The organism is Colwellia sp. TT2012 (assembly GCF_001440345.1).
GTDB lineage: Bacteria > Pseudomonadota > Gammaproteobacteria > Enterobacterales > Alteromonadaceae > Colwellia.
In genome coordinates this window covers 54,816-81,592 of record NZ_LJYX01000009.1, presented here as the reverse complement: position 1 = coordinate 81,592, position 26,777 = coordinate 54,816, and the positions used below count along the sequence as shown (strand labels likewise).

Genomic DNA, 26,777 nt, shown 5'->3' with positions numbered 1-26,777 from the left:
TATGATCATCAAAAGCCTTACTTTAAATAACTTCCGTGTCTTTAATGGTGTAAACGATATAAACCTTGCACCTACCGCTAGCAATAAACCGATCGTTTTATTTGGTGGTTTAAATGGCTCAGGTAAAACGTCAATCCTTACCGGAGTTAGAGTCGCTTTATATGGCCGTGCCGCATTTGGTTTCAACATGACCTCAACTGAATATCAAGAGCAACTGTCAGCCTTAATACATAAAGGCAATGGTATTCAACATAACAATGCATCCATTGAGTTAGTTTTTACTTACAGCCAACAAGGTGTAGAAAATGAATATAAAGTTATTCGCAGTTGGAAAAAAGGTCAAAAAGACAAATTAGCCTTATACAAAAATGAGGTGAAAGAAGCCGCATTAGGGTATGAGCAATGCCAAGCATTTTTAAACGAGCTGATCCCTATTGGTATAGCTGATTTATTCTTTTTTGATGGCGAAAAAATTGCTGACTTAGCCGAAGATCAATCAGGTGCGGTATTACAAACAGCTGTCCGTCGTTTATTAGGTATTGATGTTATTGAGCGTTTAAAAAATGACTTAAACATTTTTTTGAAACCGCATCAAAGCCAATCAATGCCTGACAAGGTTAAAAATGAAATTGCCCAGCTTGAGCAACAAAGAAAAGACCATGAAAAAAGTTACGATACTTTAGTTAATGATGCTGATGAGCTAGTAAGCCCAATTAACGCCATCAACGACGACATTAAAAAAGCACAAAACGATGTCATGAGCTTAGGTGGCGCGTGGGCTAAAACAAAAGCACAAGAAGAAGCCAAAGTTAAAGAGTTACAACTGACTAAAGCTAACCTTGAAGCGAGCATGCGTAAAGAAATGGAGAGTTCTTTACCTTTTACACTAGCAACAAACACCTTAAGCGGATTGCTTAAAACGTTAGACATGGAAGCTGAAACAAAACAAAAACAAGCCTTTGTTAGTGAGTTTTCAAAGTATAAAACACAACTGCTTGCAAGTTTAACGGGTGATGCCGCAGCAAAACAAAGTGCAGAAACCGCAATCGAAGCCTGTTTAACTGACTATCAAACGGCAAATAGTACTGATGATTCAATAGCATTGCAGTTAGATTTATCAGAGCGTGAACGTGGTCAAATTGTTCATCAAATTGAAGTTTCTGCTCCTAAGTCACGTAATGAGTTTGAACAACTTAAATCGCAGCTTTCCAATGTTGAATTCGCATTAGATGGCGCGGCAATAAATATTGCCCGTGCACCGGATGAATCTCGTGTTGCCGACAAGCTTACAGATATAGCCGTATTGAATGAAGCTAAAACAAAAGCTATTTTAGCGCGTAACAATAAACTAACCGACGCTAAAACTGAAATAGAAAAAGCAGTAGAGTTAGCGAAAACCATTCAAAAAATTCACGACAAATATAAATCAGCAAGTAACGTATCTGAAGCAGTAACAAATGCTCAAAACACTAATTCATTACTGGAAAAGTTTGCCAAAGAGTTAACTGAAGTCAGAGTAAAACAGCTGGAAGCTGAGTTTATAAAAAGCTATCAGAAGCTTGCCCGTAAAGAAGATTTAAACATATCAGCGCGTATTAATACCACCAGTTTTGATGTTGAATTAATTGATGAACATAATAATACCATCAACCGTAAAGAGCTTTCCGCAGGTGAAAAGCAAATATACGCTATAGCTATTCTAGAGGCCTTAGGCAAAACATCGGGCCGTAAGCTACCTATCATTATAGATACACCATTAGGGCGCTTAGATTCGCACCACAGAGACAAATTGATCGAGGGATACTTCCCAGATGCCAGCCATCAAGTGATCATTCTATCTACCGATACCGAAGTTGATGAAAAATATTTTAACAATGGTAAATTTGCTAATAGCATTTCCCATGCTTTTGAGATTAAGTTTAATGGCGAAACTAAAGCGTCTAAAGTAGTCGAAGGCTATTTCTGGCAAAGTAAACAAAGTGCGAAAGTTGATAACGCAGTACAAATAGTGGAGGCCGTATAATGTTACCGAACCGTATGCAATTAACTAAAACCGTTGAAGAGCAACTTAAGCGTTTAAAAAGCAATACTGACATAACCCCAAACGTTTCTGCCCGTATTGCCTTTTTCCGCTCAGTTGAATCAGGTTTTACCTTCACCAAAAATGATGAAAAGAAACTCGATGGCAGTTTAGTGTTAGATAAAATCACTTGGCTCGGTGAAACACAATTGATCACCGAGCAAGTATTAAAGCTTAAATACCCAGAATTAGCCGGTAAAGCATTACAATCTGCTTGGGCAGCTCATGTCGAGGATGGCATTGCTGCGTTAAGAAATCATAGGACACTAAGCTATTTTTCATCTGGAATTTGAATTGTAGTAGATAGCTAACAATCAATTAGCTATCTACAAAAAGCTTTATTTAACCAAAGTCCGCATTAACAAAAGTTGGATAATATTTATAAATTTTAGAAAAATCCTCAACATCACTCTCTACATATATATTAGCGGGCAACCGTTTACGATCAATTGGTTTTTTTAACGGCATACATTCAAGTAAATTATTAATCTCTTTTATAGTAAAATTAGGGATTTTTATCTCACAAACTCTTTCATTCGAACTATAAAACTCTGAAGAATCAAAATCACATAAGTTATATTTTGAATGTTCACACTGCTTATAAAATACCCAGCCCCATGTTGCCATTGGAGCACCATCACTATACAAAAAATTAAATATTTGTTTAAATTGCCATTTGTCCTGTACTTCTAATGCTGAATTAATTAAGTTAAGTTTATTAGTTATTTTATTAATTAATATTTGCCTAATTATTTCTGAAACAGTTGCTGCCTTATTCAAGCCTTGTTTAGGGATTAAAATAGGAACGAAATGACTTTCAACTAGTTTGTCTAATTTTTGTTTTAATAATTCTTGGTGTGTACCTTCTGCATTTTTAAGTTCTTCTTTTAGTGTATTATGATTATAAGGTCTAACATTCAGTGACATGGCTATTATTGAACCTGAGTTATTCTCAAGATTTTCAAGAAGGATATCTATATCATCAATGACTGATTTTTTTATAGCATAGTCATAATCAAGCCAACATATATAAGGCTTGTCATACTTTAATTCTACTAGTACATCCGTTGAGAAACCAAAGCGTAAATCTATACAATCGAATGGTTTATTAAATTTATACTTTTCGGAGTATTCTTTATCGGCTTCAATACTAACCATGTCATTAATATGTAAATCTTTATGAAAAAGTTTAAAGTCAGAAAAGTATTTGGAGCCAAATCCTATATACTTATAATTAGATAAAGGCTGAAATGCCGTTAATTTGGAGAACAGATCTCTAATGATTTTTCTTTCTACTGTTTTCGCTGGCCTAATTGAATAGTTAATAACATCACCACTTGCCATGTTAAACCTCATTTTCCATAAAGTACTCAAATGTCAGACGACCAACATCTGCAGCAGTTGTTACTGTCAATGTATCTTTTGCAACTGATAATTGCTCATTTGTTACAACATAGGAAATTCGTTTAATGTCACTTCTAGGAATTGTTGGACTTGTTTCTCTAACGAATGTTTCATTAAAATCAGCATCAAAAAAACTTACTTTATCTGCACTTTCTATTGAATCATTAATAGGAGTAGAGTCAATTACACCAGTCTCAAAAGCTGTTTGTTCTTTTGTGCGGTCTTTTAGAAACTTGTCTATTATTTTAGTCTGCCTTACCATTTCAACTAAAACTGACTTATATATAGGGTTATCAATATCAACACCATTCTTTGTCGTATTCCAAGGTAATAGCGCCCCATCTTCAGAATTAAATTCAACCATTCCTCGGAAATATGCTAAATCAGTATGGTATGCTCTCATCCCCTGAGTACCCCAACCCGTTACTTTAGTTTTATTGGCCCCTTCAATGAGACGATTATTACAAAATATATTCCAACCACCAGCTTTAAGTATTCTCTCACCTATCCCACTAATAACTTTGACCTTAACTCCTTTAATTTCATATTCTTTACCTAGAATACCTAATTGCGCGGATTTTTTTATTTCTAAATCTCTACACACAACTCGCTGTCCATTAACGTTTATTTCTATCCCTTCACTGATCGCTTTATGATGGGCGTCAGCAATGAATTCTGACAAAGTAATTACATACACCATATCAGAAAATTCAATGGAAACAGTTTCATGTAAATTTTCAATATTAATTCGTACGCCATTTTCAGTAAGGTTTGGTGTGTTATCTTCTAAATAAAACTCCCAACCAGCTGTTTTTTTCCACTCTTCAGCATCAATTATTATTGAAAAGGAATCTTCTCCACATAACGAGTCAATTTCAATGATATTGCCAATTTTAAAAAATGCTCTTTTCATCCCAACACCAAACTTACCTATGGCGTTTGGTGTCATAGGTGCATCTATATCTCGTCCAAATTTGAAAGCATAATGCTCAGCAACATGTTTGCTCATACCTCCACATGTATCTTCCATTTTGAATGTACTTTCATTTACCTCTAAATTAATTTTTTTTCCTCGGCAACCACCATTACTCTTCGCTGCATCAATACAATTATCCACAAGATCCAATATTGCAGATGTCAACGATATATCACGCGTTAACATTGTCATAAAAAACTCTTTTGTAGGGTCTGCATTTACTTTCATATTTACCTTCATCTATAAGTTTGTAATTAAATTTTTATTATTTTCTTCGTAATAACTACTGATAACAAATATATTACTTAAACACCTCTTTTTGGTGCCAATTCAAATACTGCACATTTGGAAGCCAGTTATCTTTTATTGGTAAACGTATCGCCTTACCTTCAAAATCAAAAAACAAGCGTTCTACTTGAACTCCACCATTAAGGCTCTCAGAAAGTTTAATCTTAAAATCTTCAGTAATGGTATACGCACCTTTATCAAATGCCTTATGATGTACTGCACATAACGTCAAACCATTACTTACATCACATGGACCATGAAATTGCTTCCATTTGATGTGCGCGGCCTCCAGTCCCACTGAAATATCATCCATGCGCAAATCATAACCACATACAGCACATTGGTAGTTATACGCTCTTAAAACCTCACGCCTAAAATTAGGGTCTCGTTTAGTTATTTTTTTAAAAGTAAACTCCAAGCCTAGTTGTGCAGTAATTTCAGGAATAATACTTTCAGGAAAGCTATCCGTTAAAATACGTTCAAGTAACTCCATGGAAAATTTCGTATCATTTTTTAATAACGCAAAAGCATCATCACTAAACCCAGCTGTAACGCCATGCTTTATTAACTCAGATTTAGGTGGATCGGTATTACTTTTTCTTGGTAGGCACTCTTCAGCATTATCTAAGCGCCAAATACCATCGTTGAGTAAACGCCAAAAAGGATATTCAGGGTGATATACTTTTCTTGAAGGGCCAAAACGTTTTAACAAAGCATGTAAATCACGATCTACTTCATCTTCATAACTGAACATCTGTTTATGGCCTTGAACATACTTAGCCAAAACATAGGCCATCATCAATGGTTTATTAGGTGCACGTTGATCACTACGTGACCAACGTTTAACGCCAAGTACTGATTTTCTTAGCTCATCAGGTGTCACTCAATAACCCCCAAAATGCTTTATCTTTACTTTTCTGTACTTTCTTATCACCATCAACATAAAGGCTATAATGCTTATCAAGCCCTCGAATAGTTTTCATCAATTGCTCTTGACTGGCTTTATCGTCTTTGTTGAAAATGGACTTAATGTCTTGATTTTTTATTTGTGAAACGCGATGAACAATCCCGCTAAAAATGTAAGTTGAGTAATCGCTCTTAGTGTTTAACTGTAAAGCGATCATAACCGATCACCCAAAGATGCTACTTTAACCACCTTTGCCCCTTGCTCAACAAAGCCACTCGTATTCATATGCAAACCTACAGATATGCATTCACCTTTCTTCAGCTTGGCCAGCTCTTGCAACCAGGCCTTTTTAGTTGTGTTTGGTACCGCTTGCTCTAGCAATTTGGCATAACTGTCAATCTCTGTTTCTGCCGGAGCAAAAAACAATTTATGTGCGGCTTGAAACAAGCGATCTTGTTCATCCTTTTTAAGATTACTTAATGTTTGCGTGGCAAGAATTAACGATACGCCATATTTTCGCCCCTCAGTTAACATTTTCCCTAATGGGCTATCAAGCTTTTGATCTAGGTTCTGCACTTCGTCTAACACTACAGGTAGAGGATTATTTTTACTGCCATGTGCACACACATAGGAGTATAAATCCCAGAGTATAAATTCAGTTGCTAACCGCCATATATCACGGGATAGTGTTGCTAATTGTATTAATCGGGTTGTCGGTTGTTCAGCTTTGTATATACCATCCCAACCGGTACTCAAGTGCTCACAAGAGAAAATATTCGCTTTTACCATAGGGCTTAACTTATTTGCTAACGCTTCGCCATGTTTACCTGCATCCATTAGGTCTTTTAACATCCGTTCAAAGTTAAAGTCTACGCCATATAATTCGATGCCATCTTCAATAACATCGATTAATGTAGGAAGTTGCTGGTCTCCTATATTTGGATATACAGATTTAAATACTGAAGCGACTCTAGAAGCTACGTCATGCGCTTTATCTGTTAACTTGATACCAGCTATTGTCTGAGCTTGTTTATTGAAAGGATTTAAATCTAAAGGCTTATGTGCAACTAAATCAGTTTGAGGCTTAACTTTATCTTTAAATTCGGGCTCTAAATGTTCAGGTAAAAAACCGTTGGTATAATCTACCACCATAGAATTTAGCTGCTGTTTAGCCATTTCCATTAATAGACCTTGGATGCAATAGGTTTTTCCTTGTCCTGAGCGACCAAAGATAATTAAGTGCCTATTGGCTAAATCTTTATTTCCATATTCCCAATAAATTGGTTTTTGATTATCAAGTGCTTGGCCAATCAAAATTCTACAGCTTTCTATGTTTTTTTCTTGTGGGGAATTTGATGTAGCTAAATTATCCATTTGAGTTTCAATCACTGTAGGGATTTCTACTGTTTCAACTTTAGCAAAGGGTGTAATATCAATCGTAGTAATATTTTGGTCAAAACATCGTTTTAATACATGCTCATGGATACACACCTTATCGTTAATATAAGCATATGCTTCTGCTTTATTCGATGTGACCTGTTGGGATTCTCTGCAAATATCCGATAAACCTGTATATTCAATTTCATATTTAGAAATCAGGTTTTGTATAAAGTAATACTGCTTTCCATAATCACTAGCATGCGCCTTTAGCAATGAAATATAAAAGTATTTGTTGAATTCTTTATCTAAGTGTCTATTCAGATATGATTGAATTTTTTCACCTTCGATAATTCTTTCTTCATTATCGATAAAGCTAATTGCTAAGGTTATTGCTTCCTCAATATCTATTTCAAGAAAAGCGTTATCAACATGAGAGAAATGTGTTTCATCAATACGTACAATCTCACCTTCTGTTTGCAGCTTATCTAAATAAAATGCCGCATGGCCAAGCGTTTGGCTTCGTATTTTAGTCGCTATGTATTTTTTCGATAATGGCTCTAAAGATTGTTTAAATAAATCAATTAACACTGTTTTTTGAGATGCTAGGCTGAAATCGCTAACTAAGCTGACAGTATCAGCTCCGGATCTGCCATTAAAATAAATACCGACGGGCTCACCGAATGCTCTAACAATATGCCTGACGATAAAGTAATCATCCGATAAGCCAAGTTGTTGGTATATATCTACAGATAAATTTACCGACTCTCTGCCGGCATGCTTATACTCATTCAATTTTGACAGCACTAAATCCAGTATCCGCTTTTTCTCATCCTCACTAATATTGAGATATGTAATATGGCGATAAGTACCACGGCCACTCTGATATACATATTCTTTATCTGCTGCGTAACCTAGGCTATTTTCTGGCCTATCGGAATAAAACTGTCCAGTTATAATGTTCTTTGCATTGGCATGATTTTGAATGATTTTCCAAACATCACCATTTGGAAAATCTAACAATGCATTGGTTATTCCTGGAACCTTTGATAATAAAAGTGGCTTAACTTCTTCCTCTATACGCTCTAAAACGCCTTCTTCTATCCAAATAGCGATTTGATTCTCAGCAACGGCTAACTCAACATTCATATTTTCATGCAAGTACCAAGATAGATCTTCAATATTCGCAGGAGATTTATTCCATACCCAAAACTCCTCAAATATGGCTTTATTAAGTGTTGGTGAAGTAACTTTTTTAATTTCATTTTCCTTAAGGCCACAGCAAACTTCTAGAAATGAATAGAAATTGTTATCTGTATTAAAGTGTTTTCTTAAACTAGGGAAAAGAGGGATTCTGAGTTCACTTAAATTACTCTTAGTTATCGCCCAAACAACTTTTGGAGATATACTCAATTTTGCAATGAAATTCTTCTTAGCTGTTGATTCTATTTGTCTAATTCTTTCTCTACTGACATCATAACTTTGACCAATTTCTTCAAGAGTTTCACTATCGCAATTTACGCCTAATCTTCGAGATAAAATATCATTTTCTCTGGTTTCATCTTGTAAGAAGTAATTTTGCAGATCATTCACTAAATGCTCTTCAAGTTCATCTAATGGTAAGTCAAAGTTTTCTATTTGTTGATGGCTGTTTTCCTGGTGATTTATTGAAAATGATCCTTGCCCTAAATGGTTAGTGAATTCAAAAAATCTATTCACTTTAGTTTTACCAAAACCATTGATATTTTCAAGTGACGGTACTCCTATTTCCATTACTTGGTTTACCGTTATATCTTCGCCAAACTCTTTAAGCAATGTATTAACCAAGGCTCTATATTCGCTGGTAACATTAATAGTATCTAACTTTGCTGAATTATCATTTGTTGATGGTTGTTCAATACTAACGTCTGGCTTATCCGTTGTTAGTGCATCTTTCAAACAATAAAAAGATATAACATCTGAGGCTTCAAAGTGTTCACTACTATTAAAGTCACTCTCAGTTAATGACAGAATATCTACAATAGATATGTCTCTCTGATAAAAACCTAATAATTTTTCTACGAATACTTTTAAGTGTTCGGGGTAGTCAAATAAAGTAATAGGACCCTCTTCTATTTTTTTATTTGGTGTATTATCAGCGATATTTGTTGTTTCGCTATCAACATCGATAGAAGAATTTTTACCGTTGTTAGCTACAGTCGTTTCAACTTGGTTTATAAATGTTGTTAGCTCACTATTAAGTAGATTCAATTTACTTATTTCAGGGTAAGCGGTCTTGTCTTGAAATTTAAGCGATAATTTTTCTATGGACTCCTCATGAAGCATTTTAACTAACCCTTGAGGTAAGCGAAGTTTTAGAATTTTTTCTTCTTCGTCAAGGTCACTCTCAATACGAGATCGCTCCATGCCTTCATTTACCGCAAGAGCAATACCTTCGGGGTAATTTGAAAGGTCACAAATTTCATAATCACCTTGGAGTAAAACATCAGCTTTAAGGCGTAAATTTGAAAAATAGTGTTCAGGAAATACACCGTATAGCTCGAACTTATCTACTTGCGTTAATATCTGCTGAATAAAGAGAGACCGATATATTTTTCCTTTAAAGGTTTGAGGCTCAAGCAGACGCTTCATATGATCAGCCAGTGCTTTCGCTTGTTTTACTGCCTTGGTAAAATCAGTTCCTTTTTCTCTAGTTTTTACTTCTAGAGGAAGTAGTACTAATTGCTCCCCCTTAATGCCTACAAAAAGAATATCATCTGACAATGCGCCCTTTGATTTATTATGTAACCGTGCGGCAAAATCATTATCTTTAATTTCTAAACCAAGGTTTCCTGTAACTCTGAGCATTTCTCCAACAGATAACGGTACCCAAATAATATCACTTGTTAAAAGAACACTTGATAGGAACTTATAAGCAGCAACAATACCTTGTTTTTCTTTGATCTGTTTTTTTGTATTAGCGGATTTATTCTTACCGGCCTCTTTAACAATACTCAATAACCATTGCCCGTTTAAAGCATTAAACGAATTAATTAACTCATCTGACTGGCTTTGTAATAAGTCTTTATATAGCCCTACACGTGATGATACTGTAATAGCATCATATGCAACTGAATTAGTGTATTGGTCGGCATAGTGAATTAAGATAGTGTCTTTGGTATCAAAGAATTCAAGGGTTACCTTGGGGTCAATAATGCAGGTCCAAAGACTTGATTCATAGGATTTAGACAATTTGTCTCGAAAGGTGTCTTTTACTGCTAAAACAGGAACTAGGTCCTTGTTATATCTTGCAGATTTATCCCTATAAGCCAAAAGTAGCTGATTATAAAGTGAAGCAATACTTACAATATGATTATCAAACTCTATATTTTTTTGACCAAAACCAGTGTAAAAACTTCCATTTTCTAAATATGAAGCTTCACCAGACAATATCCCCTGACAAATAATCCCTGATTTGGCACTGCCTACATTTGTGGTTCTGAGGGTGACTTCTTCATCATTTTTAAAGAAGCTTAAATGCGCATAATCGTACTCATTAAACTCTCTTACTTTATGAAAAGTAACATTTTTTCTAATTTTAAATATTAGATCATCTAAAGCTGCTTCTTTATCTGAACTATTTAAACGAACTAATTCCCTTAGAGCATCAATTTTTCTTGTTTCTGAAAATCGTTCAAAAACAGTAAGATGATAAGCTTCATCGTAAACATTAACCTGAATTTTTTTGACTTTATTTTTTGATTTTTTATAATAATTTAAGATACCCTTAAAAATATGGGTATTATTCTGATTATTAATTGAATTAATAATCAGCGGAGCATCGGCACTTTGCTGGAACAACATATCAAAGCATGATAAAAAATCTTGTATTTTTTCATGTACTAGCGTTGGAATAAAACTACTACCTGATTCCTTTTGCGGGACGACTTCAAGCCAAAGTCTATTGTGACTTATCGGCTGTGTAGTAACATAATTTTCTTCTTCATCAAATAAAACAGGTAGAAGACCGCCCGCATGAAATTTTTCAACTGTGGTCGGTGGGATTTGTGTAAATGAATTAGATTTATCTTCAATTCTTAGTTTTGCAAACTCTAAAGCATATGCCAGACAAACCGGATGAAAAGGAGTAAAAAATTCTTGTGAATTTTTTTTGATCATACCAACCTGTAATAAATTTCGATGATGTTGACTTAATGCTTGTTGTGGAATAGCTTCTAATTCGGTCTTAATACTAGAAAGTACACTCTCTAAAAGCTCAAGTAACTTAGGAGGCCAATTAGTTATAGATAGTAATGTTTCTTGCTCTGTTAGCCATGCATAAAGATCTTTGTATGCTTTCGATACTTCTGGAAATTGATTTTTCAAGTCATCTAAATATATTGTATTTGAAGAAATGTCATCAAAATAAACAACACCTTCACTTATAAATTTATACTCATCAATACAGAGCTCTTTTGCTTTAACTGAAAGTTCTTTCTCTCGCCCATTAATAATAATCCGTGAGTTTGATGGTTTATATTTGGATGATCTTTCAATCTCAAATACATCCATATTACGATGAAGATCAAATAAGCTAGGGAGCTTGATGCTCTCGAGCAGTTTTGTACCTGTAATAGTAATAGGTAAGCTTGATCCATTTGAGATTAACTCAAAATCGCCTAGAATATCTTCTTCATCTAATTCACTAAAATCAATTGCCCCTATAGCTTCACAATGAATTTTTGTACAAGTATTCGTTACAACATGGCTGTCTGACTTTTCTGGGTCTAAGGCTATTTTCCCTTGAATATTTTCAAGTATTATTTTACCTTTGTTTCTTTTAATTTCTACTTCAAGTTTTTCAAAATAGTTACCAATATAAAACGTTTCTTTTTCTACAAAACAGCAATTAAACAGGAAGCATTCAGGACCAGAAGGTCTTTTAAGTTTCAGCTGTACGAAGATTGGTTTGCCATCAAAGGGGATTTTCACATTTAATGTGGAATGCAAATCATGATTAGAAGTACTCATAATAATTTGGTTTGCCTTTAAATCTCCATGAGACGTTATTTGATCTAACTTAAGTAAAGGCTCTCCTCTTGTCATTCGGATCTTCAGTTCGATAGTGCCAGGCGTAACTTCTCCGACTAGAGATATACTCTTCCTGGCTGCGCCCGTTTCAGAAAGCCTTTTCCATTGTTCTAACTTCTCCCCATTTAACTCAATATTAACTAAGTCAAGCTTCCTATCTTTATTAAGCTCTATCTCATTTTCAATTTCAGCGAAGGTTTTATTTTTATATTCATTTTTATTTTTTCCAATAAATTGGTCTTTAATAAACCTTTCGCTTAACCCTATATCTTCTAATTGCCTTTGTAACTCTGTTGGGTCGTCACCAAAATCATGAACTCTTGCAGCTATTTTTTTTGATAAATTAGAATTTTTATCTAGCTCTTTTTTTAATTCTTTCTCATTGTCAATATCAAACAATCTTGGTTCATGGAAAAGACCGTGTTCTTTAAGATCTATCGTTTTATTCTGGATAGATTTATATAACGATTCATAACCAAATATACTTAAGTTTTGCTCTCTAATATTAATTTCATTGGAAGAAATCAGATAATTAAAAATGAGTTCATCTTTAAGACCCAATCCTAATTTTTTTAATGCTTTATTCACGTACAGCGGTGTATAAACACTGCCTTTTGCACTTACATCTGTGCATGTTGATGTTATTGTTTCTAGTGAACTATTGTGAATAACGAAAAGAATAGCATTATCGATTTCATTGATAGCGTCCCTGATACTAGCGATATAATCTTCGTGATTAGAATGGCTGTCTTGTTGACCTAAGTGATGGAGCATAACAATGATTTTTTTCCCATTGTCTGCTTCTATATACTCTAATTCTGAATCGCCAATAGTTATGGATTTAAAGTTGATTTTTTTAAATCCATTATATAACTGAATTGATTGATCTGGGTTTGAACTAATAAAATGATACTTAGTATCTATAGAATTGGTCGTTGTTATAAATTGACAAAACAACCTCGCTAAAAATTCTTCAAATGGTTGTTTTGACATAAACTGCATCTCCACTGTCGCTTAATTTTTCAATATTCCCTACATTTTCGTAGAACTTTAATAGTGCTTTTTTAGATTTTATATCTAAACAAATCCCTCTTTGTTTGAATCCTTCAATAACATCATCAATTAGTAGCTGGTCATCTTCCGCTCCACCTATAACTAGATTAGTCAGTAGTAGTATGGTACTTGAATTCAATACGAAGTATTTCCCTGCGGATTTTCGGTCACTAATAAAGCCAGCAGCAAAGATTTTTTCGAATATCTCGACCACTTTTTTATTAGCCGTTTTACGAGAACCTTTTTTTGAATGTTGTAGTGATTCTTCAAACATTTGTTTTTGAAACGTCGCGCCTTTGTTTAAAGCTCCTTGAAGCGAATTATCATATTGATACACTTCACCAAATAAATTGGCTAGTTCATTATTAAATTCATTTATTTTACGAGTAAATTCTTCATCTTCATTTAGAGGGATTTCCCAGCTAGGTAACTCTGAAATGCGATTGAAGTACCCTAGGTTTGGAAAAACACCTAGAGCTAGTCCTCGAGTTTTACTAAATAAGTAGTCATATCCATACTGATTACATTCATGTCTCTCTCTGCTAGCGCGTTCTGTTTCTAAAATAAAGTAAAGCGGCTTGGCCGATGGTGTTTTAAATCGATTACCAGAAACACATAGGTGAATAGTAAGTTGAGTTAGATATAGGAATGTATAGAGATTTAAGAAGCTGTCTAATTCGTTTAAAAAATAGCTAGGTGTTTCAGCAAGAGTTTTAAGGTCTATGGAAAATATATCACCTAAAAATGGCAAATAAGTATTTCTTTTACTATTAAAAGGTTTGAACTGGCAAAGCTCATGCATCTTTTCTATTAACAAAGACTCAAGGGGGTTATTACCAACAAGCTGTGGTTTACTATTTAAGGGAGAATTTATTAGACCTTGAATAACATTAATCATCGTTTTTGTTCTGCCTACTGGAGCCTCTTGATTGCTAACAAGATATGCCAACGGAGTAATACTATTTATAGCTTTAGAGGATAAATACAACTCATCAATTAATCCAACTAGCTCCTTAGTATCCCGGCTACTACCAAAAGAGGCTTTAATTTTTTCTCTTAAACTTTCTCCATCAATATCACCAATTGTTAACTGATATAAGTCTTCGATTAAAACTTGGTTAACTTGGTCCCAATCTAGTTTATGATCTTTAAGTGTTTGTGGTCCAATTGGAAAATATCTATCTGCAACATTGTGATATGCAGAGTCACTATTATTTTCTATACACTTTTTTACAAGTTCAATAGAAGAGTTGATTGTTTTAAGGTAATTCATTTTTATGCCTCTACTGTATATCTACGTCTGCTTTTATTGACGACTATAGTCTTTTTATTACTAATCACTTTCATAGATTCAGTGTCTATTGTTCTTGCTACTATATGGCCAATCAACTCATCGAATTTTGCGATAACTTCTAGGTTTTGACGGTTGGGTCTAAAGCCATTTGATATAGAAATGGCTTGAATCATAGTATTGAGATCAATGTTAAATATATAAACGGGTCCATTATTTATAATTAGTGGTATTGGTATAACGTCTGTAGATATTAATTGATGATTTTCAACCCAATCTACATCTGCTTCTATGCTCAACTTATTACAAATTGAGAAGTCTTTAAGCTGCCGACTTACAATAAAACCATCGACTTTATAGGGTAATAATCTATTGGCATAATCTAACGCTGAATTAACGAGTAATTTTTCAACAATGCTAAAATAGTTGTCTTCATCATTTTCGGAAAGTTCATCTTTTTCAAATATATCAATTAAACATAAATAATTATCCAGAGCTTTTTGAAGATCTGACTTTTTGTAAGAATGGGCTAATTGTGAACTTAATCCCTCATCACTTAATAGGAAAGAACCTCGAATCACACCTTGAGGAGATAGAGAAATACTCGTTAATGAATATAGTGAATCAATATCTTTTTTCACTTCTTTCGAAAGCGTATGAGTTGCACACTCTAGGTAAAATGAATCAATTTCACGATTACGTGAATTAATAGGATCTACTTTTGCAAAGATATGACTAAACTCATTATCAAATTTGGAGAAGATATTACCAATAATTCCGTCGTCATTTTCTCTTGTTAAAATTTGATAAATGAAATCAACAAAAGTTCTTGGAATTAAGAATTGCTCCTCCAGTAACCTTGCTAAACCAAATAGTTCTATTAATTTATTTTGAAAAGATTTCAATGATAAAACATCGAAATTCTTTGCTACATGAGAAGTTGATTTATTCTCTAATTGATAATATGCCCAAAACGGATTAGTTGGAGTTTTTTCAGTTAATTTTTGTAAAAATTTTGAGATAAAGTCTGAAGTTATTTTTTGTGAAGAAAACAACAACCGTGGGTAACACTCAAAATCAAAGAAGGTTACGTTATTAGACTTAAAAGCTTTTTCATGCCGCGTTTCGAAGTATTTTTCAAATGATTTTTTTATATCATTATGGCGTTCACTACCTTGTTTAATAAACTTTTGTAGCATGCCGATGTTAATACCAATAGCTAGTGGCTTATCATTTGATTTAAACTCATCAAATTTGTCATCTAAGCAATCTATAGCTGATTTATGCTGACTTTTACTGTGAGTTGCATCTAAATGAAAATCAATGGTATCACTAAATTTTTTATACAATTGCGTAAGAATTTCCGACTTACCGTCACCAGAACTTCCGCAGAGACAAATGATATCATTGTCTTTGGCTTTGCTAAGAGCTTGCTCAAAGTCGAGCTGAATATCTGGTGTAATGTATAAATGATCTTTAAGTTTTTGCAGATCATCTACAGTATTTTCAGTACGTAGCGTCGATACAGAATATTTCGAAGCCCTGGATAAAACGCCTAAAGCTTTTCGTAGGTTCAACCTTATCTCCTTATAAAGGTAATCCTATAACTCGATGATAAATGAGTAGGAAAACCTGAAATTATACAAATATATAGTGTAGTTCTGCTCGTAATGTCAACGATGCTGACATTATTTATTTAACATTGAGTGATTTTGAATGTGCAGCTTTTGGGTGTGATGACTTAAGCTATCGTCGCTGATATTACTAGTTAGAATCTTATTTTTTTGCAGATTGTGGGGGATGTACAAGATGCCTTCCTTAACGTTGACAATAGTTTATTTCCTATAATACGTGATTAAGGTGAAGGATTTGTTACATATTGTCAACATTTTCCATTAAATCAAAGGGTTTTAATGGTTTATATCCATATATCGGCTAGATTATCACCCAATATAACAGCGTAACTCATAGATTAAATTTCATATTGAGACAGTTATATTTAAGAAAAATTTGTACCTGAGCTAATATTAAGGGAAATAACCAACCCCGATTTCAGTACGTCACGTACCCAACTAGCAAAATTCAATAAGCATTCTTCGCTAGACTTTACTTGTTCATTACAACTTCGTACTTCGTTATTCCAAGCTTGAGTGAACAAGTATTATGCTAAATGATGTGCTTTTATTGCTACTCCCTCTGACAATAGTATTTCTTCTAGGCTACCTTACCCAAACTACTGGGCTCTGCATGGTTAGTGAAGTAAATGAACTAAAACAGGGTAACCCTGCTTTCTTATTAGCGATTATCCTCAGTGGTACACTTTCTGGGGTTACTGCGCTTTAAGCATTTGATTTCGATATTGCCATTCACTTTAAAATTTATAGTGCCAGTACTTGGATTGCTGTAGGAGGGCTGGATTGTTGGTTGGTCTCTGCTCGAAAATTTATAACTCAACGTTAAACCAAAGCAACTATCGCTTCCCGCTGAGATTGAGTATTCAATATTGCTCGTTATTTCAATTACTTTAAGCATTCGGGTATTGCTCGGTGATTCACAAAAAAAGAAGCTGTGGTTTGGCATAATGGACATAGGAGTATTAGCTGGATTTCTATTTTTAATAGAGCCTAGCTGGCCGCCAAGTGGCGGACTTGTCGATTTAGGTTAGCCTTGCCTAATGTTAAGCAAAACACTTTACATTTTGTTGCTGGAGTATTTATGGGCTTAGGTGCCTCATTGTCAATGGGCGGTAACGATTCACAGTTATTGTTAGCATTACCCGCCTTTTCACCCGCCGGCTTTGTCGCGGTTAGCGCTATGCTAGTTGGTATTGCTATAGGACTAAAGGGGCAGAGATAACGCTGGCACGATGATAAGACTCTTGGATTAACCCCTTATATATAAGCGCCTACAACATACATCTTACTAATTATATCCTACTACGTGTCCGAGTTTAAAAGTGACCCTCTAAAGCGAGACCAAATGACTAAGCCAGATACCATACGTTTCTGTTAGGTTAAAAACACTCCTCATGCCTACGCTAAATACGTGATACATCTTTAGCGATAACTTGATTACCAGTTATCTCTTAATGCTCTTAAACTGACGAAAACAGCTTCATTATCTATTTGCTGATTTGCATATTTATCTTTTAAAGTATCAATGATTTCGTCATTGTCTAATCTGAAAAAAGGGTTCATTTTTTTCTCAACCGACATCGTTGTTACGGTTCGTTGTTCAGGGGTTTGCTCACTGACAATTTTTAATAATTCTTTGGCAAAGCTATTGCTTGGCTCTAACGATAAAGAAAAATTGAGATTGTTAACAATATAGTCATGGCCAGGATAGATGGCGGTATCGTCGGGTAAAACCGCAAGTTGTTTTACAAAGGTATGATACATTTTGTGGACATCGCCACCATGACTACAATTACCAGCACTTGCGTTAAATAAAGTATCACCACAAAACAGCACTGGTTTACCTATCTCTGACAACAAACAAATATGCGCTAAGGTGTGACCAGGAGTATCAAGAATACGCAAACGCACCGTGGTACCAACTTCAACAATATCACCGGCACTTAAGCCAATATCTACATTAGGAATACTCTTTATTGCGTTCACATGAGCGTGAATTTTTGCCCCGGTAGCAGCGACAACGCCTGGGTTACCGTCAATATGGTCAAAGTGTTCATGGGTGTTAATAATCTTAGTGATTTTACAACCGAGCCTTTCTGCCGCCTTCAAACACTTAGTTACGTCCAATGGATCTAAGACGATGGTTTCATTGGTTTGTTCACAAATGATAAGGTGACAATAATTTCTTAAATTATTATCCATATAAATTCTAACAATTTTCATAAATGAATATTTCCGTTAATTTTAAAAAAGGCTAACTTGGCTAGTTACTTTAACTCAGTCACATTAGAGCTAAGGTCTATCAATTTAAATGACATACATTAAGTTAATTAGAGTTGATATATGTTCGCTTCTGCTTAGCGGACCAAGAAGTCTTTAACGCTGATCTATTTTTTATTGGTGTTGATTATAAGCTAGGGCTCACTTTTACCACCATAGCCGACAAAATTTATTCGCTGAAATCATTCAACATTAGGCTCACTCTCGAATTATAAGCAGACATAAATATATGAGATAAAATGAGGACTCTCTTTCCATAGATAACACCAGGTCTTAATTTTAAGAGCCTACCCTCCCCACAACAGCTTTAGACTTAATCAGATAGTAACAAAAATCAACAAAGCTTAATCTTGTTAAAACTCATTAAATATAGAACATAAATATAGAAGAAATATAGAAGACATCCCTCTTAAAATAATCACCATAAATTGCCACAAGCCATTTAAATTTCGTCAGTAAAGTCACCTAATAATCGGTTTTTTCATGTGAATTGAAATTAATACTTGAGAAGTTATAAAAATAAGATCATTGGTGAATTTTAGGCATGCTTAAGCTTTAATACACAATCTGTTAGCTTAATTGGTTATGAAGTGGTACTAAGCGAATAGCTTTTGACAAACGGATACTGCCGCGCGTTTTTTAAGGTGTTGATGCTGACAAAACTCCGTTAAGGCTTCAGGATGACCTACCGCACCATGAAAGACCTTTCTAAATTGTGTGGTTAAGGTAAGCCAGTTTTCTGTACTGATATTTAATCGCGTTAATATGTTGGGCCGGTTATTGTCAATGTAACCTCGTTTATCTTCTCTAATGCAACGACCCGTTAACTCTACTAGCTCAATATACTCTTTTAGTTCAAACATCAAACCTTTAGGCGAATTTTGTCGGGGGTTACCGACAAAAGGACAAAGTTGCTTGGGCTGTTGTGCTTTTTTAGCAGCACATATACGCTGTTGAATACTGGTGTAAAGTGAATTTTCAGGGGTTGTCGCTATGTTGGCTCTTATTGGGTTTAAATCAATATACGCCATACAGGCCATAACGGCGGCTTCATCTAATAAGGCTTGGGATTTAAAACGACCTTCCCAGAATCTGCCTGTGCATTTATCTTCTTTGTTGGCTTGTACGGCAATGCTTTCATTTAGAATACGCATAAACCAGCTGATATCGATTAATCGCGCTCGATACACTTGTGCGGTTTCTTCCACTATTTGTTGCAGAGGCTTAATCAGTTTCCCACCACGCAAGTATTGTTGCGTGATTAATGTGCCTTTAAATAATTGATGCCAACGGGTGATGACTTCATGCATTGACCATGCTTTGGCTTGTTCAACATCAACACACAACACAATATGGGTATGATTACTCATTACCTCATAAGCACATACATCAATAGCAAACGTTTGGCTTAACGCTAATAGCTTATCCTTAACCCAACAGCGCCTGTGCTCAAAGCTTTGCCCTATTAGCTTATCTTCGCCACATAAAAAAGCACGGCGAACACAACGGGAGATACAGTGGTAATAACAGGTATCAATTAAACTCACTTGCTGTTGCCATAATAACCTCAACTGGTTTTATTGGTGATTAAATAAGCATAGTTGAGGTTACTATTTATTTCCATTGAGAGGGGTGTCTGCTATTTATTCTTCTACTATTTATTTTAGCTTTTGTATATGTATTTTCTCATGCACACGCTATTGCACTTTATTGTGCGCATGGCAAACATGAGCATAAGTAACTCAATTTAAGTGTGCATGCTAGCTATCTGGTTGGGTATCCATCATTTTTTTATACATAGCTTCAAATGCTACTTGCATTTCGGGACTTTGTTCCGCTCTAGGTTCTCGTAGCTTTTTCAATAACTCTGCTTGTCGGTAGTCTTGTACTTCACCATAGCTATAAAATGTTGTTAAAACTCCTTCATGGCCTAGGTTTTGACTCCATGCCTTAAACTCTTCGGGGGATTGGCAAATATTTTGCCCTAGTGCTGAAAGCGTATTGCGGAAGCTATGCGGGTTATAATACGGCAAACTAACATTTTCAAAAGCTTGTTTAAATATTTTACGTATCGGGCTAGTTGTTAGCCAGTGTTCACGAAGTAAACCACAAGCTTTAAACCTCCTGTCATCGCCAACTACCATTTTAGTTTTAGGAAATAACGGATCATCGGGGCTAAATAATAATTCTTGGGTTAAATATACAATCCATGTTTTTACAATATTTAACGGTAATTCCCCCACAGGAAAAAAGTAAGTATTAAACGTTTTACTAAATTTTGTTTTAACTTCTCTGGCATCTTGAAATAAGCTTTCTTCATGTAAATTAACATGCTTAATTTTAATTGATGCTATAGCGCTATCTCTTGCCCCTGTTAACAAAGTAAAAGCAATTAACGCCCGATTCCGTTTTTCAATATCGGTGCGTTTTGGCATATTTTCTAAAACATGAATTATTTGTTCAATACTCGGTACTGGTTTTTTACGTTTAGCGTTGGCTACGCGAGTATCTTTTTCTGATAGATTAAAGTATTCGGTTTCACTGTAATTAATCCGTGATTTATATCCCGTTTGCATTGCCAGCCATTGAAAGAACGTTTTTAAATGACGCAACGTAGTATTTAATGTTGCCTTGCTTAATGGCTTGTTGGTCACTTCATTCTTTTGGTTCGTTAAATGCTTTTTAAAACCTACCGCTTGTTGATGATGAAACGATTTGAAGTCTTTAATTGTTCGAAGCGATTTATGGCTTTTGCTACGCCATCAATTGATGATTCATCTTGTCGTTTAGCTTCTTGTAAAAAGATGTAATATTTGCGGTTAATTCTTACGTTATTTGGGTTGTGCTTATTCATTGTTTGACCTCATTACTTTAAAGTACAATTCAGGAAGGGTTTAGCTATCTAACCTATGTGTTTTTGTTGTAACGGTAATATCACCGCAAGATCACGCTGAATTGACGTTATATTTTTCAAACTGAAGTATTTATTCATCTGTGAATTACACACAGAACAAGCGGCAACAACTCGGCCTTTGGTGTTAGTTTCTTCGATGAATTGAAGCGTGTTTTGATCGGGTAATCGCGGCTCTCGACACTTGAAACAATAAAGCTCAGACGGTTTACATTTACGTTTATTTACCTGCCGTTGTTGTTTTAAAAACAGCTTTAACTCTGTGCCTAAAATAAGTAACGGGCGTTTATCATCACAAACGGGTAAGCCTTTAATTATCCAATTCCTTACCGTTCTTTTATGCACTTCTAAAAGCAAAGCGGCCTCCTCCACCGTATAACTACGGTGGATTTTGCACTTGTTAGGGTTATGGGTTCGTTTCATAAATTACCCCTTACTTTTTGCTTTTAGCAATACTGAAGTGGCATAGTAAATTTGGCCACCTCATTAGAGGTGCTATCACGCTGTTCATCCAGCCAATCATGCTTATTATAAATTGGCTTGTTTATTACCTGCTATTTACCTGCGCCTAATGCCCTTATTTTCTAGCCGTTTCAGGCGCTAGCATTAATCCTCTTGGTATTATTTATCAAGCTGCTATAATTCGCGCCGTCAATTTCAATCAAAAAAGTATCCTACATGACTGCAATATCGCCAACGTTAACCACGGCTGAACTAACACCTTCACAAAAGGTACAATTTACTAAATTAGAAAAAAAGCTTAGACATCATGTTGGTAAAGCAATTGCCCAATACAATATGATTGAAGACGGCGATAAGGTCATGGTTTGTTTGTCCGGCGGCAAAGACAGTTATGCCATGCTCAGCATATTAATGCTGTTAAAAGAATCAGCGCCTATTCATTTTGACCTCATTGCCGTTAATTTAGACCAAAAGCAACCGGGCTTTCCTGAGCATATTTTGCCGGAGTACTTAGATAAACTCGGCATTGAATATCATATTGTTGAAGAAAACACCTACAGCATTGTTAAAGAAAAAGTACCTGAAGGTAAAACCACTTGCAGCTTATGCTCTCGCTTACGCCGAGCTATTTTATATAAAACAGCAAAAAAGCTTGGTGCCACTAAAATCGCGCTAGGACATCATAGAGATGACATGCTTGAAACGCTAATGCTGAATATGTTTTATGGTGGTAAGATGAAGGCAATGCCGGCTAAGCTGGTCTCTGATAATGGCGAACATGTAGTTATACGCCCATTAGCTTTCTGTAAAGAAAGTGAGCTGATTCAATACAGTGAGTTGAAAAAATTCCCGATTATTCCATGCAACTTATGTGGCTCTCAGCCGAACATGCAGAGGCAAAATATTAAACGCATGTTAAACGATTGGCATGAACAGTTTCCGGGCCGAATAGAGTCTATGTTTACCGCAATACAAAACGTAGTACCTTCTCACTTGTGTGACGGTAATTTGTTTGATTTTAAAAGTATCAATAGTAGTTCCGGTATTATTAATGGCGGTGACACCGCGTTTGATCAAGTAACTATTGAAACGCCAAAAGATTTATCGACTAAAGATTATCTTACCGATGCTCAGCAACTCAATGTTGTTGAAGTAAAATAATAGCAAGCGGATAAATATCAGTTATACCAAGGTAATTAAGATAATAAAAAGCCCAATATCATAGCTATTGGGCTTTTTATGTTGTGCCTTATCTAAACCGTTATTTACGCTAATCTGCTAAAGCCGTTTGTTGACCACCAGGCTCAACAAAATAACGCTGGTTATGGCGTAACATATCGGTGATGTCTAACACATAATCAGCGCCACGCTCTGAATAAGGTAATAAGCCTGTTGCTAATATTTCAGCATCAAGCGGCTGTTCTTGCCCTCTCAATTCAGCTCTTATCGTTCTAAAAACATGATAAGCATTATGCTTATTGATATTATTAAAATAGCCCGAAACCGCAGCATCAACACTTTCAAAGGCTGCTACTTCATGTTGGGCACCCGCATTACGGCCAGCGGGCACCATGCCACAACCCGGTCGGTAACACCAAATACCAAAAAAGTTTAAGCCGATACGAGCAAAACGCGATGTTCCCCAAGCAGATTCATTAGCAGCTTGTACCAAAACAAGTGAGGTAGGAATAATATCAACACGCATTAACAAATCATCTATCTGCTGAAAAGTTGAAGCGTCTTTATTTATACGATAAGCCTTAACTAACGTGTGCAATTTAACTTGCTCTGCATCTGTTAGCCCTAATCCTAATGATATCTGCTCATGCCAATATTCGAGCTTGGCTCTATCTTTGGCTAACTGCTTATTTTTAGCTTCAATTGCCGGGCGGATAAAATCAAAAAATTGACGTTTTTTAGTGGTTATATCATATATAGCGCCAAAGTCAGGTAAATCGACCTTATGTAGCGGTTTTTCAATGACTTTTACTGCCGAAACTACCGGTACTACAACCACTTCCGGCACTACAACCACTGCCGGTACTACTTCTTCCTCAGTAACTATCACTACGGGCTTAGGCACTAGAAAAGTAAAAGGTGCGAGTATCATGACAACTAACGCAAGACATAAGATAAAGCGAACAAATAATATGCTTATCATAAAAACTCCTTATTTATGATAAAAATTAAGCAGAAAAAGTATCATCTGAGCCATTATGACCAGTGTCTTTAGTCGTAGGCTTACCTAAGTCGCTCGCAGAGCCACTGTCGTCGGTATAGACGCCAAATATTTCCCGGTACAATACGCCTTTAACGTTGTAATACCAGGGTGCTAAATAAGATAAACCAAATAAAAATACCATAATAGCGAGGGGGGCCAAGCTCGACTCCATTAATAAAACGATGGGAACGAGCAGAAAGATTAATGACATAAATAGCACTAAATAAATAACGAACAAAGGCATAATTTTAAAACGTAATGCTTTGACCGAGAGAATAATAGCTTGCATTGGTGTTAGCTTTTTTTCGACCACTAAAGGTATGGTTAATGACAATAATACGCCTAACAACACCCCAGGAATGAGGAGTAATTGAAAGCCAATACTGATGAGAATAGAGGTTAACAACGCACAGAGCGCTACCCAACTACCGCGATGTAAGAAAGATAGCACCATTTTGCTCTGGGTTGGTTTATTAACGGCGTGGTACACGCCCATCATTTCAATGCCGGCGATAAATGGCCAAACAGCCATAGTAACAATGACATTGAGCAACTGCATCGACTGCGGGTCGGCGATAACCTGTTCGATACCACCAAAGAAACTACTGGCAATATACGACACTATCATGCCAAAAATCAACACAAAAAACAGCGCTAGATTAATCGACATTCTCGACTTTAAAGTTTGCTGCCACGCTTCACTAAGCACAGCTTTCACATCAATTGAGTATTCGCCTTTTACTGCGCGCTCAAGACTACCACCAATGGATGCAATTATATTTTTTTCTGGCAAAGCTAACCCTTTTAATACATTAATACTAGAATTTGTGCACTATTATACTGGAAATACCAACAGATTGCTCATGGCGTAAATAAACGACAGATTTAAGCGGTAAACTGAGTGCATACAATAGCTTATTGAAGATCACTTAATACGAGCTGAATGGCTAGTGCCAATAAAATCAACCCCATAACACGATCAAGAATATAACCTTTACGTTGTAAGACATAACTAACTCTTTCTTGCGTAAGTATATAAGAGAGGAAGCAAAACCATGCTGCTGTAGCCACAACTAGATAAGCACCATAGGCAATTTTAATACTTAACATTGTTTCAGGGGCAATGACCACTGAAAACAAACTGACAAAAAACAATGTTGCTTTGACATTTAAAGCATTGATTAAAAAACCATTAAGAAAGGCGCTTTTAGCCGATGGACAATGGCTATCCGCATCGGTTTTTGCTGTACCACTAGGTGAAAGCATAATTTTATCAGTCGCTTTACCTGTTGATGCTACTAACTCATTATCAGGCTTCTTCGACCTAAGGCAATGCCATGCTATATAACAAAAATAACTAGCCGCTAGATATTTTAATGCGGTAAATAAACGCTCATCACTAGCAATTAATAGCCCTATACCCACCAATGAATAAGTCACATGGACAATAATGCCTGCGGCGATACCAAAACTAGTGTAGACAGCGATACGTCGGTTATAACGGATACTCTGCTTTAATATAAGCGCAAAGTCGGGGCCAGGACTTGCTACAGCCAGAAAATGTACCATAGCAATGAGTAAAAACTGTTCTAAAGCAGGCATATTACCTCGAGGAGTTTAATGAAACGTGTGTCATTTTACCTAAGAAAGCAAATAAAGCGACCTAAGCCCAGTAAAAGTATCAATGCCTTCTGTAAGCAATTAACTACTAACTACTAACTACTAACTACTAACTACTAACTACTAAGAGTATCTTCCGTCTTGAATAATTATCAAGAAAGAGTTTACTTATACCCGTTACCATTCAAAGTGCTCGATTTCAGTGGGAATTAAAATGACTTTAGGCAAGGTAAATCATTGAAGCATAGTCATTCTATGGTTTAATTATTTAACGCGGTATAAAGTCATTTTAAACCCATCGAAGAAGCGTTTGAGCAACATCACTTCATCGTTGCTGTAACTCATAATGACGCTGCATGGATGCAGCTTGTTAGAGAATGCAGGAGCATATTCTCCTGAACAACCATTATTTCATCACAGCGCCTTGAATTGAAATTGCTCAAGCACTCTGAAACATGCATCTTGAATGGTTACGGGTATAACGACTTTATCACCAAGTATTTGATAAGGTTTTAAAAGGACTATTTTGGCTGGTGTTTTTGATGAATACGGCTCAAAACATTTTGAAAAAAAGCACTACCCTTTTGCTCTGCTAAGGCGATATTATTTTCAGGTATTTTTTCTGGTTCCTTATATAGAGCAAGCACTTTTGCCATACTTGCTTCACGAATTATATGAAGCATAGGATAAGGAGAGCGATTGGTGAAATTACTGGCGGCATCAAAATCATCATCGGCAAAACAATATTCTGGATGCATAGTTGCTAGTTGAAATATGCCTTCAAAACCTGAATCAATCAGTAAATCATTAGCATAGTCAACCAGATCAAGATAACGGTCAAAGCCACGAAAACCATCACTATAGATAATTAAAGTGGTTTCAATATCATCATGTTTCTGCAAATACTGACATTGCTCTAGTAACTCTTCTAGTGCGGGCTTAACTTGCTCAAGCGTCGACTGATGGTAACGAATGCTATTATTAACAAATTCTTTTTTAGCAAAGGGACAAAAATTTAAGCCGATGATAATTTCATCTAACCACTGTTTAGTGGCATTCACGGCTGCTGATCCTTGCTCAGGTGTTTTTTTCTGCGCTGTGCTTTCTTTATCTTCTTTATTCATAACGGAAACTCTAAGATTGCTGTAACTGCCACATTTTACTGTATTGCCCTTGCAGAGCGAGTAATTTTTGAATGAATTT

Annotated in this window: 20 protein-coding genes; 4 read left to right on the top strand and 16 right to left on the bottom strand. The window is 35.6% G+C overall.

The features are described 5' to 3' along the window. Position 1: 1 nt before the first annotated feature. Complete coding sequence (gene dndD, locus ASU03_RS06490; RefSeq protein ID WP_057831076.1) at positions 2-2,023, top strand: DNA sulfur modification protein DndD; 2,022 nt, start codon at positions 2-4, stop codon at positions 2,021-2,023. After that, positions 2,023-2,373 (top strand): DNA sulfur modification protein DndE, encoded by a 351-nt coding sequence (gene dndE / locus ASU03_RS06485; RefSeq protein ID WP_057831075.1) that lies wholly within the window; start codon positions 2,023-2,025, stop codon positions 2,371-2,373. Before dndD ends, dndE begins: the two co-directional genes overlap by 1 nt. A gap of 49 nt (positions 2,374-2,422) precedes the next feature. Here the strand turns inward: dndE and ASU03_RS06480 are convergent, their stop codons facing one another. The 7 genes from ASU03_RS06480 to dptF form a co-directional block, all read right to left on the bottom strand. Continuing rightward, entirely contained in the window at positions 2,423-3,424 is a 1,002-nt protein-coding gene (locus tag ASU03_RS06480) for an O-methyltransferase (protein WP_057831074.1), read from the bottom strand. A gap of 1 nt (position 3,425) precedes the next feature. Further along, positions 3,426-4,688: an ATP-binding protein gene (locus ASU03_RS06475; RefSeq protein WP_057831073.1), complete on the bottom strand. Its 1,263-nt coding sequence runs from the start codon at positions 4,686-4,688 to the stop codon at positions 3,426-3,428. Positions 4,689-4,761: 73 nt separating this feature from the next. Beyond that, positions 4,762-5,631: a phosphorothioated DNA-binding restriction endonuclease gene (locus tag ASU03_RS06470; protein ID WP_057831072.1), complete on the bottom strand. Its 870-nt coding sequence runs from the start codon at positions 5,629-5,631 to the stop codon at positions 4,762-4,764. Further along, positions 5,621-5,872: a hypothetical protein gene (locus ASU03_RS06465; RefSeq protein WP_057831071.1), complete on the bottom strand. Its 252-nt coding sequence runs from the start codon at positions 5,870-5,872 to the stop codon at positions 5,621-5,623. The genes ASU03_RS06470 and ASU03_RS06465 overlap by 11 nt, the downstream gene beginning before the upstream one ends. Continuing rightward, positions 5,869-13,095 (bottom strand): DNA phosphorothioation-dependent restriction protein DptH, encoded by a 7,227-nt coding sequence (gene dptH, locus ASU03_RS06460; protein WP_197411211.1) that lies wholly within the window; start codon positions 13,093-13,095, stop codon positions 5,869-5,871. Before dptH ends, ASU03_RS06465 begins: the two co-directional genes overlap by 4 nt. After that, complete coding sequence (dptG, locus tag ASU03_RS06455; RefSeq protein WP_057831069.1) at positions 13,076-14,428, bottom strand: DNA phosphorothioation-dependent restriction protein DptG; 1,353 nt, start codon at positions 14,426-14,428, stop codon at positions 13,076-13,078. The genes dptH and dptG overlap by 20 nt, the downstream gene beginning before the upstream one ends. Before the next feature lie 2 nt (positions 14,429-14,430). Continuing rightward, complete coding sequence (dptF, locus tag ASU03_RS06450) at positions 14,431-16,023, bottom strand: DNA phosphorothioation-dependent restriction protein DptF (protein WP_057831068.1); 1,593 nt, start codon at positions 16,021-16,023, stop codon at positions 14,431-14,433. 1,051 nt (positions 16,024-17,074) lie between these two features. On the opposite strand from dptF, the gene ASU03_RS06445 reads away from it, so the two are divergent. Beyond that, positions 17,075-17,302 (top strand): YeeE/YedE thiosulfate transporter family protein, encoded by a 228-nt coding sequence (locus ASU03_RS06445; RefSeq protein WP_082627179.1) that lies wholly within the window; start codon positions 17,075-17,077, stop codon positions 17,300-17,302. Between the two features lie 215 nt (positions 17,303-17,517). On the opposite strand, the gene ASU03_RS06440 is transcribed toward ASU03_RS06445, so the two are convergent. From ASU03_RS06440 to ASU03_RS06425, 5 genes are all read right to left on the bottom strand, one after another. Then, positions 17,518-18,303 (bottom strand): hydroxyacylglutathione hydrolase, encoded by a 786-nt coding sequence (locus tag ASU03_RS06440; protein WP_057831066.1) that lies wholly within the window; start codon positions 18,301-18,303, stop codon positions 17,518-17,520. Positions 18,304-18,956: 653 nt separating this feature from the next. Further along, on the bottom strand, positions 18,957-19,931 hold the full coding sequence (locus ASU03_RS06435) for a transposase (protein ID WP_057831065.1): 975 nt from the start codon (positions 19,929-19,931) through the stop codon (positions 18,957-18,959). A gap of 189 nt (positions 19,932-20,120) precedes the next feature. Next, entirely contained in the window at positions 20,121-21,014 is an 894-nt protein-coding gene (locus tag ASU03_RS06430) for a tyrosine-type recombinase/integrase (protein ID WP_231731509.1), read from the bottom strand. A 35-nt stretch (positions 21,015-21,049) separates the two neighbouring features. Continuing rightward, a complete protein-coding gene (locus tag ASU03_RS21400; protein WP_231731508.1) occupies positions 21,050-21,214 on the bottom strand; it encodes a hypothetical protein in 165 nt (54 codons plus the stop codon). Positions 21,215-21,262: 48 nt separating this feature from the next. Beyond that, on the bottom strand, positions 21,263-21,694 hold the full coding sequence (locus ASU03_RS06425; RefSeq protein ID WP_197411210.1) for a helix-turn-helix domain-containing protein: 432 nt from the start codon (positions 21,692-21,694) through the stop codon (positions 21,263-21,265). 255 nt (positions 21,695-21,949) lie between these two features. On the opposite strand from ASU03_RS06425, the gene ttcA reads away from it, so the two are divergent. After that, positions 21,950-22,894, top strand: coding sequence for a tRNA 2-thiocytidine(32) synthetase TtcA (gene ttcA, locus ASU03_RS06420; RefSeq protein ID WP_057831064.1), 945 nt, complete (start codon positions 21,950-21,952; stop codon positions 22,892-22,894). Positions 22,895-23,003: 109 nt separating this feature from the next. On the opposite strand, the gene ASU03_RS06415 is transcribed toward ttcA, so the two are convergent. The 4 genes from ASU03_RS06415 to ASU03_RS06400 form a co-directional block, all read right to left on the bottom strand. Continuing rightward, on the bottom strand, positions 23,004-23,894 hold the full coding sequence (locus ASU03_RS06415; protein ID WP_057831063.1) for a glucosaminidase domain-containing protein: 891 nt from the start codon (positions 23,892-23,894) through the stop codon (positions 23,004-23,006). A 25-nt stretch (positions 23,895-23,919) separates the two neighbouring features. After that, complete coding sequence (locus ASU03_RS06410; RefSeq protein WP_057831062.1) at positions 23,920-24,747, bottom strand: hypothetical protein; 828 nt, start codon at positions 24,745-24,747, stop codon at positions 23,920-23,922. 122 nt (positions 24,748-24,869) lie between these two features. Then, positions 24,870-25,556 (bottom strand): LysE family translocator, encoded by a 687-nt coding sequence (locus ASU03_RS06405; protein ID WP_057831061.1) that lies wholly within the window; start codon positions 25,554-25,556, stop codon positions 24,870-24,872. 539 nt (positions 25,557-26,095) lie between these two features. Then, the gene (locus ASU03_RS06400) at positions 26,096-26,698 is read right to left on the bottom strand and encodes a DUF1415 domain-containing protein (protein WP_082627178.1); all 603 of its coding nucleotides are present in this window, start codon (positions 26,696-26,698) and stop codon (positions 26,096-26,098) included. Positions 26,699-26,777: the final 79 nt, after the last annotated feature.

Excerpts from the sequence above, each read along its gene's own strand:
- dndD (WP_057831076.1), top strand. The coding sequence starts at position 2 with ATGATCATCAAAAGCCTTACTTTAAATAACTTCCGTGTCTTTAATGGT.
- dndE (WP_057831075.1), top strand. The coding sequence starts at position 2,023 with ATGTTACCGAACCGTATGCAATTAACTAAAACCGTTGAAGAGCAACTT.
- ASU03_RS06480 (WP_057831074.1), bottom strand. The coding sequence starts at position 3,424 with ATGGCAAGTGGTGATGTTATTAACTATTCAATTAGGCCAGCGAAAACA.
- ASU03_RS06475 (WP_057831073.1), bottom strand. The coding sequence starts at position 4,688 with ATGAAAGTAAATGCAGACCCTACAAAAGAGTTTTTTATGACAATGTTA.
- ASU03_RS06465 (WP_057831071.1), bottom strand. The coding sequence starts at position 5,872 with ATGATCGCTTTACAGTTAAACACTAAGAGCGATTACTCAACTTACATT.
- dptH (WP_197411211.1), bottom strand. The coding sequence starts at position 13,095 with ATGTCAAAACAACCATTTGAAGAATTTTTAGCGAGGTTGTTTTGTCAA.
- dptG (WP_057831069.1), bottom strand. The coding sequence starts at position 14,428 with ATGAATTACCTTAAAACAATCAACTCTTCTATTGAACTTGTAAAAAAG.
- ASU03_RS06440 (WP_057831066.1), bottom strand. The coding sequence starts at position 18,303 with ATGAAAATTGTTAGAATTTATATGGATAATAATTTAAGAAATTATTGT.
- ASU03_RS21400 (WP_231731508.1), bottom strand. The coding sequence starts at position 21,214 with ATGAATAAGCACAACCCAAATAACGTAAGAATTAACCGCAAATATTAC.
- ASU03_RS06425 (WP_197411210.1), bottom strand. The coding sequence starts at position 21,694 with ATGAAACGAACCCATAACCCTAACAAGTGCAAAATCCACCGTAGTTAT.
- ttcA (WP_057831064.1), top strand. The coding sequence starts at position 21,950 with ATGACTGCAATATCGCCAACGTTAACCACGGCTGAACTAACACCTTCA.
- ASU03_RS06415 (WP_057831063.1), bottom strand. The coding sequence starts at position 23,894 with ATGATAAGCATATTATTTGTTCGCTTTATCTTATGTCTTGCGTTAGTT.
- ASU03_RS06405 (WP_057831061.1), bottom strand. The coding sequence starts at position 25,556 with ATGCCTGCTTTAGAACAGTTTTTACTCATTGCTATGGTACATTTTCTG.
- ASU03_RS06400 (WP_082627178.1), bottom strand. The coding sequence starts at position 26,698 with ATGAATAAAGAAGATAAAGAAAGCACAGCGCAGAAAAAAACACCTGAG.